The organism is Dietzia sp. SYD-A1 (genome assembly GCF_015356725.1).
Taxonomy (GTDB): Bacteria; Actinomycetota; Actinomycetes; order Mycobacteriales; family Mycobacteriaceae; genus Dietzia.
The window spans coordinates 1-6,973 of the sequence record NZ_JADDKI010000224.1; the positions used below are offsets into that span (position 1 = coordinate 1).

The 6,973-nt window shown below is 70.6% G+C and carries 8 protein-coding genes; 4 read left to right on the forward strand and 4 right to left on the reverse strand.

Features of this window, described 5'->3' with window-relative positions; translation table 11 throughout:
* Window positions 1–639: glycine betaine ABC transporter substrate-binding protein (locus tag IY392_RS10005; RefSeq protein WP_194861124.1), on the reverse strand; the 639-nt coding region annotated here is incomplete at its 3' end.
* Window positions 640–792: 153 nt separating this feature from the next.
* Between IY392_RS10005 and IY392_RS10010 the strand changes: the two genes are divergently transcribed.
* Entirely contained in the window at window positions 793–1,884 is a 1,092-nt protein-coding gene (locus IY392_RS10010) for a magnesium and cobalt transport protein CorA (RefSeq protein WP_228549251.1), read from the forward strand.
* On the opposite strand, the gene IY392_RS10015 is transcribed toward IY392_RS10010, so the two are convergent.
* The 3 genes from IY392_RS10015 to IY392_RS10025 are packed head-to-tail and all read right to left on the reverse strand — an operon-like array spanning window position 1,885 to window position 4,036.
* Window positions 1,885–2,493, reverse strand: coding sequence for a suppressor of fused domain protein (locus IY392_RS10015; protein WP_194861126.1), 609 nt, complete (start codon window positions 2,491–2,493; stop codon window positions 1,885–1,887).
* Window positions 2,490–2,996, reverse strand: coding sequence for a general stress protein (locus tag IY392_RS10020; protein ID WP_107756742.1), 507 nt, complete (start codon window positions 2,994–2,996; stop codon window positions 2,490–2,492). Before IY392_RS10020 ends, IY392_RS10015 begins: the two co-directional genes overlap by 4 nt.
* Entirely contained in the window at window positions 2,996–4,036 is a 1,041-nt protein-coding gene (locus tag IY392_RS10025; protein WP_194861127.1) for a CoA ester lyase, read from the reverse strand. Before IY392_RS10025 ends, IY392_RS10020 begins: the two co-directional genes overlap by 1 nt.
* Window positions 4,037–4,106: 70 nt before the next feature.
* Between IY392_RS10025 and IY392_RS10030 the strand changes: the two genes are divergently transcribed.
* The 3 genes from IY392_RS10030 to IY392_RS10040 form a co-directional block, all read left to right on the forward strand.
* Window positions 4,107–5,441: a magnesium transporter MgtE N-terminal domain-containing protein gene (locus tag IY392_RS10030; protein ID WP_107758129.1), complete on the forward strand. Its 1,335-nt coding sequence runs from the start codon at window positions 4,107–4,109 to the stop codon at window positions 5,439–5,441.
* A complete protein-coding gene (locus IY392_RS10035; protein ID WP_107756744.1) occupies window positions 5,438–5,989 on the forward strand; it encodes a DUF1003 domain-containing protein in 552 nt (183 codons plus the stop codon). Before IY392_RS10030 ends, IY392_RS10035 begins: the two co-directional genes overlap by 4 nt.
* 72 nt (window positions 5,990–6,061) lie before the next feature.
* Window positions 6,062–6,973 (forward strand): lytic transglycosylase domain-containing protein (locus IY392_RS10040; protein ID WP_194861128.1); only part of this gene is annotated, 912 nt, incomplete at its 3' end.

The window sequence follows — 6,973 nt, forward strand, 5'->3', positions numbered from 1 at the left end:
CGCCCGCAGCGCCTCGAGGACGGCGCGAGGGTTCGGCCCGAGCGCCACCCGCCGCCCGAACCCGCAGTCGTACGTCCCGCCCACGGCGGTGGCCAGCTCTCTGTCCGCGAGCGCCTCCTGGCGTGCGCCCAGCGTGAACTCGCCGCACCGGCTCTCGAGGTCGGACATGGTCCGTAGACCGCGGGTCTGCGAGGTGTGCCGGGTCACCACGTACACGGGGGCGTCCTCGGCGGGAGCCGGGTCGGCCGCGGTCACACCCTCGGGCAGGGCCGCCATCATCGCTCTGTACACCTCGTCCGCGTCGACCGCCGTCGACTGGGGATCGAAGGAGCGCAGCAGTTCCCCGGTGTACCCGATGGTGAAGGTGGCGTCCCCGGTCGTCACCGACTCGAGAACCTCGGCCTGGCTCCCGGACTGCGACCGGATGGTGGCCCGGGAGCCGGAGCGTAACAGCGCGTTGCCGTAGATGTGGCCGACGATCTCGGCCTCACCGAACGAGGCGGTCTCGATCACCACCACCGGATCGGGCTGGTGGGCGGGGATTATCGAGGACTGCGCCTGGCATCCGCTCAACCCCACCACGGCGGCCCCGGCGATCGCCAGTGCCCGTACCCCGGCCCCGTCCCCCGTCCGCCGCACACGACCACGTCCTTCCTCGTCACGTCCGCACCAGACGGTGCGACACTGTCCACCAGTGTCCCAGCAGCACCCTAACGGTCTCGTCTGGAGGTCCGACGCCCGATAGGGTCAGGGCAACGATCGAGGGGAGCCCAGGTGCCCAGTGTCCGGAGACTGCGGAACACGACGACCCTTCCCGTGCCCACCCCCTCGGGTCCGGCCGTTCCCGCCGAACGCGCGGTGGTCGGCTGCGGTGTCTACGTCGACGGTGTCCGCGAACAGGGGCATGTCACCCATCGGACCGCGATCGAACGGGTCCGGGAGACCGGGCGGGGTTTCGTGTGGATCGGCCTCCACGACCCGGACCGGCATCAGATGGACACAGTCGCGTCGGCGTTCGGTCTGCACGAGCTGATCGCCGAGGACGCGACCAGCGGGCGGCAGCGACCGAAGCTGGAGGCCTACGACGACACCGTGGTCCTGACCATGTCGACTGTCGAGTATCTCGAGCACCGGTCGGTGACGGACGCCACCGATGGCGGCGAAGTCACCGGCATCTTCGACACCACGGACATCGTCTCCACCGGTGAGATCATGGTGATCCTCGGCCGTGATTTCGTCATCACCGTCCGTCACGGCGACATCCCGGCCCTGTCCGGCCTCCGCGCGGAACTCGAGGGCGCACCCGAGAGGTTGTCCCGAGGGCCCGCGGTCGTGATGCACGCCGTGGCCGACCGTGTGGTGGACGGTTACCTCGAGGTCGCCGAGAGGATGAGCCGGGAGATCGACGATCTCGAGATCGCGGTGTTCGCCCCGCGCACCCCGGTCGGCATCGAGCAGATCTACGTCCTCAAGCGCGAACTGCTCGAACTCAAGCACGACATCGCCCCGCTGGCCCTCCCTCTGCGGCACCTGTCGGTCGAGCACGTCGACCTGATCCCCTCCGAGGTGCGGCACTACTTCCGCGACGTCCAGGACCACCACACCCGGGTCGCCGCCGAGGTCACGACCCTCGACGAGCAGATCACCTCTCTGGTCCACGCCGCCATGGCGATGATCGGTGTCCAGCAGAACACCGACATGCGGCGGATCTCCGCGTGGGTGGCGATCGCCGTGGTGCCCACGATGATCGCGGGGATCTACGGCATGAACTTCACCAACATGCCCGAACTCCGGACCGAGTACGGCTACTACGTCGTGCTCGGCGTCATGGCCGCCGCGTGCACGGCGTTGTTCCTGCTCTTCCGGAGAAACCGCTGGCTGTAGTCAGCGCGCCAGGCCCGGGTTCACCGCTCGGCGCGCGGGGTCGGTCACGTCGATCCCGGCCTCGGTCCACGCGTCCTCGAGTTCCCCGGCTCCCTTGAGCCGCACCCAGGCCGCCTCGGTGTGGGTCACCGGGACCGCCCGGAAGATCCTCACGGGCGCGGCCTCCCCGCGCAGCTCGACGTCCGGGACCTCGGGCGCGCGCAGGACGACGGCGGTGAACGCCGCGCCCGGCCACAGCGGCTCACCCAGGTCGACGAGCGCGCCCTCCGAGAGCACCAGACCCTCGACCGCCGGCGCGGCCGCGAGGACGGCCAGCGCGCGCACGACCCCGTCGACCCCGCCCCGGAGCACCAGGCAGAGCTCGGCCCGTGGCGCCGCCGGGTCGGGGACGAGGGCGGACGGGTCACCCATGGGATCGGCCGAACATCCGAGCGAGACGTAGCGGACCAGCCCCGACTCGAGGTCCACGAAGCGCAGGACCCGGATCGGAGCGGCCCCCAGGAAGGTGACCGACGCCTCCTGCGGTTCCGGGCCCAGATGAGTGACCAGGTGCTCCCGGACCGCTGCCAGGACGGCCGGCGGGTCGGATCCGGCTCCCGGGAGACTCACGAGAGGCCGAGGCGCGCGAGCTCGTCGCGGACCTTCTCGGCGTTCGCGGGCTCGCACAGGATGTCGTAGCGACCGGCGACCAGCTGCGAGGTCGACGCGAAATCGCGCTTCCCCCGCGTCGCGGCGTACGACAGCGACGCCGAGACCACACCGAAGACCGAACCGCCCACGAGTCCGGTGAGGACGACCCCCCACATCGGTTGGGTGAATATCCCGACGAGCAGACCCACGAAGAGCCCCAGCCACGCCCCGGTCGCCAGTCCGCCGAGCAGGACCTTGGGCCAGGTCAGGCGGCCGGTCACACGTTCCACCTGCATGAGGTCCACGCCCACGATGGTCACCTCGTGGACCGGGAAGTCCTCGTCGGCGAGGTGATCCACGGCGGCCTGCGCCTGGGCGTAGGTCGGGTAGGAACCCACGACCCATCCGGTGGGAGGGGTGGGGAGCCCGGGCGTCTGACCGCGACCGGTCCTGCCGGAGGTCGGGGAGATGGGAGTGGTCATCAGTTCGATCCTTCCGTCGCCGACCCGTGGGGACCGGTCTCGTGTGTACCCGACGTCGTCATCCCTGCCGCCCGACCCCGTGCGGAGACCACCAGGGCCATCTTGCGGCTGGCCTCGTCGAGCATCTCGTCCCCGAACATCACCGCGCCGCGAGCCCCTCCCTCGGCCGATGTCGAGTGGGCGTAGGCGGCGAGGATCCCCTCCGCCTTGTCGAACTCGTCCTGGCGTGGGCTGAACACCTCGTTGCCCGCGTCGACCTGGGCGGGATGCAGGACCCACTTGCCGTCGAATCCCAGCGCCGCGGTGCGCGCCGCCGCCCGTCGGAAACCCTCCACGTCCCTCACCTTGAGAAACGGCCCGTCGATCGCCTGCAGTCCGTGCGCGCGGGCCGAGACGAGGATGCTCAACAGCACGTGGTGGTACGCGTCTCCCGGCGCGTAGCCTTCGGGCTGCTCCCCCACGGTGAGCGTGCGCATGCCGATCGAGGCCATGAAGTCCGCGGGTCCGAACACCAGTGTCAGGACCCGGGGGCTGGCGGCGGCGATCTCATCGATGTGGGTGAGCCCGAGCGCGTCCTCGATCTGGGGCTCGATCCCGATGTGCCCGACCGGCAGTCCCGCTGACTTCTCGACCTGGGTCAGGACCAGGTCGAGGGCCCGGACCTCCGCGGCGGACCGCGCCTTGGGCAGCAGCAGTGCGTCGACGTGGGCGCCGGCCCGGCCGACCACCTCCGTCACGTCGCGGACCGTGTACTCGGTGTCCCACGCGTTGACCCGCACGACGACCGTCGGCGCGGCGAAGCCCTCCGTGGTGAGCGCCTCGACGACGTTCTCCCTGGCCTGCTCCTTTGCCGGTCCCGCCACGGCGTCCTCGAGGTCGAGGAACACCTCGTCCACCGGCAGGCCGCGCGCCTTGTCGATCATCTTGACGCTGCTGCCGGGGACGGCGAGGACCGTGCGCCGTGGGCGGGCGCGGAGATCGGCGATCGTCGCCGCAGCGGAATCCGCTGGTGCGGGATCCGAGTACTGGGCGGGGGTCATCTGCGGGCACTCCCTTCCGGTGCGGTGCGGGCGGGGTGCGATCCACCACCCGGGGACTAACCTGGTCCGCATGGCGAACCTCAACAAGGCGTTCGTCGCCAGGCTAGCCGGACTGCCGGTGATCGGCCCTGACGGGGACGACATCGGGCGGATCCGTGACGTCGTGGTGACGATGCGTGCCCGGCACAAGCAGCCCCGGGTGCTCGGACTGGTGGTGGAGCTGCCGACCCGTCGGCGGATCTTCGTCCCGATGTTGAGGGTCGCGGCGGTCGAGCCCCGTTCGGTCGCGCTCGTCTCCGGAACCATCAATCTCCACCGGTTCCAGTCCAGGCCCGGGGAGAACCTCGTGCTCGGGGCGCTGGTGGACTCGATCGTCGGGGTCGATCCGGAGCGCGGCACGACCGGCGCCGCGCCCCCCGGCGCGACCGGCACGACCCGGTCGGCGGCGACGGCGCGCTACCAGGTCGTCGACGTGGAGATCGAGCAGCAGCGCACCCGCGACTGGCTCGTCTCCCGTCTGGCCGTCCGGGTTCGGCGCGGGCGCGGACCACTCGGTCGCCGGGGGCCGGTGTCGATCCAGCCGTGGGCTCGGATCGACGGGCTGGACGACGACGCCATCGGCACTCCCGAACACGGGGCCGAGAGCCTGGTGGAACGCTACGCCGATCTGCGCCCGGCGGACGTCGCGCACGCGCTGCGGGAACTGCCCGAGGTCCGTCGGCTCGAGGTGGCCCGCACCCTCGACGACGAGCGGCTCGCGGACATCCTCCAGGAGCTCCCCCACGACGAGCAGACCGAGATCGTGACCCGGCTCGAACTCGAACGGGCGGCGGACGTCCTCGAGGCGATGGACCCCGACGACGCCGCGGACCTGTTGGGGGAACTGCCGGAGAAGGACGCGGAGTCGTTTCTCGAGCTCATGCACCCGGACGGGTCCGCGCCGGTCCGGCGGCTGCTGACGTTCGACGCCGACACCGCCGGGGGGCTCATGACCCCGGAGCCCATCATCCTGTCGCCGCAGACGACCGTCGCGGAGGCACTGGCCCACTGCCGTAATCCCGACCTGAGCCCGGCGCTGGCGAGTCTCGTCTTCGTGGTCCGGTCCCCCACGGCCACCCCGACGGGGAAATACCTCGGCTGCGTCCACATCCAGGCACTGCTCAGGGAATTGCCGTCGACGATGGTCGCCGAGACCGTGGACACCAGCCTGTCCACCCTGCGCCCCACGGACTCCGTCGACTCGGTGACCAGGTTCTTCGCGACGTACAACCTCGTGTGCGGACCGGTCGTCGACGACGAGGGGCACCTGCTGGGGGCGGTGGCGGTCGACGATCTCCTCGACCACCTCCTCCCCGAGGACTGGCGTGACCTGGACCTGCATGACACCAGAGAGGTACGTCGGTGACCGAACCCGGCACACGCTCGGCGCTCTCGACTCCCGTCACCTCACGGCGGCCCCGCATCACAGTCGATCCCGACGCCGTGGGCCGATACAGCGAGGCCATCGCGCGCTTCTTCGGAACCGGCCAGTATCTGCTGATCCAGACGATCGTCGTCATCGTCTGGATCCTCATCAACGTCACGGTGGTGGCGCTGCGTTTCGACCCCTACCCGTTCATCCTTCTCAATCTCGCCTTCTCGACCCAGGCGGCCTACGCGGCGCCGTTGATCCTGTTGGCACAGAACCGGCAGGAGGACCGGGACAAGGAGTCCATCGCGGTGGACAGGTTGCGTGCGACCCAGACCAAGGCGGACACCGAGTTCCTGGCACGGGAGCTGGCCTCCGTCCGGCTCTCCGTGGGCGAGACGGTGACCCGCGACTACCTGCGCCGCGAGCTCGACGACCTGAAGAGCTCGGTCGAGCGGATCGAAGCCCTGCTCGCGACCCGCGATTGTGATGGCAGTAACACCGAACGGGGCAAAAACGATTCAGACACCAGGGGCCGGAGGTAGCGTCGACCCGCACGGCAGCGATGTCACGACGCACCCCGCTCGCGACACCGTCCGGACGTTGTAGGGGGAGCTTTGCGCAAGATCGCGCGCGATACTGATCGACGGGTACTGGCCAGCGCCGCGGTCGCCGCAGGAGTGATCGGCGTACTCACGGCCGTGAGCCTGACGATGGACCACAGTCGACCCACCGGCGCGTCCGGCATCGTCCAGGCGGCCGAGACCGCGGCCCAGGACCCGACGACCGCACCAGGTACCGCCTCCCCGACCTCCGAGACCCCGCCGCCGAGCGAGGCGGACGACCCCGGGGCCGCGCACATCGAGCCGGCGACGATCCCCGACGGCCCCCTGGGCATCCCCGGGATCGCCCTCGACGCCTACCACCGCGCCGCCGACCGCCTGAACATCGAGAAGCCCGCGTGCGAGATGGACTGGACCATCCTCGCGGGTATCGGTCAGGTCGAGTCCAACCAGGGACGAGGCCGCTTCGACGCGCAGGGCAACACCATCGGTCGGATACTCGGTCCCCGCCTGGACGGGTCCCTGCCCGGTACCGCCGTCATCACCGACACCGACGGCGGGAGGTTCGACGGCGACACCGAGTACGACCGGGCGGTCGGGCCCGTGCAGTTCATCCCGTCCACCTGGGCCGTGCTGGGCAGGGACGGCAACGGTGACGGCGTGGCCGACCCCAACAACATCTACGACGGCGCTCTCGCGGCCGCGACCCTGCTGTGCGGGCAGGGCGGCTCGATGGGCGACCCCGCGGCCCGCACCCGGGCCATCCTCGCCTACAACAACTCGCTCGCCTACGTCGCCAACGTCAACGCGTGGGCGCACGGCTACGCCGTCAACGCCTACCCGTTGCCCGCGGACCTGCCGGATATCCACAAGCCCGAGCCGATCGTGGAACCCCCGGCGACCCCCGACCACTGCCCGGACGGCTGGGAGGGACGACCCACCGGCCCACCGGCGCCTCCCCGGCCC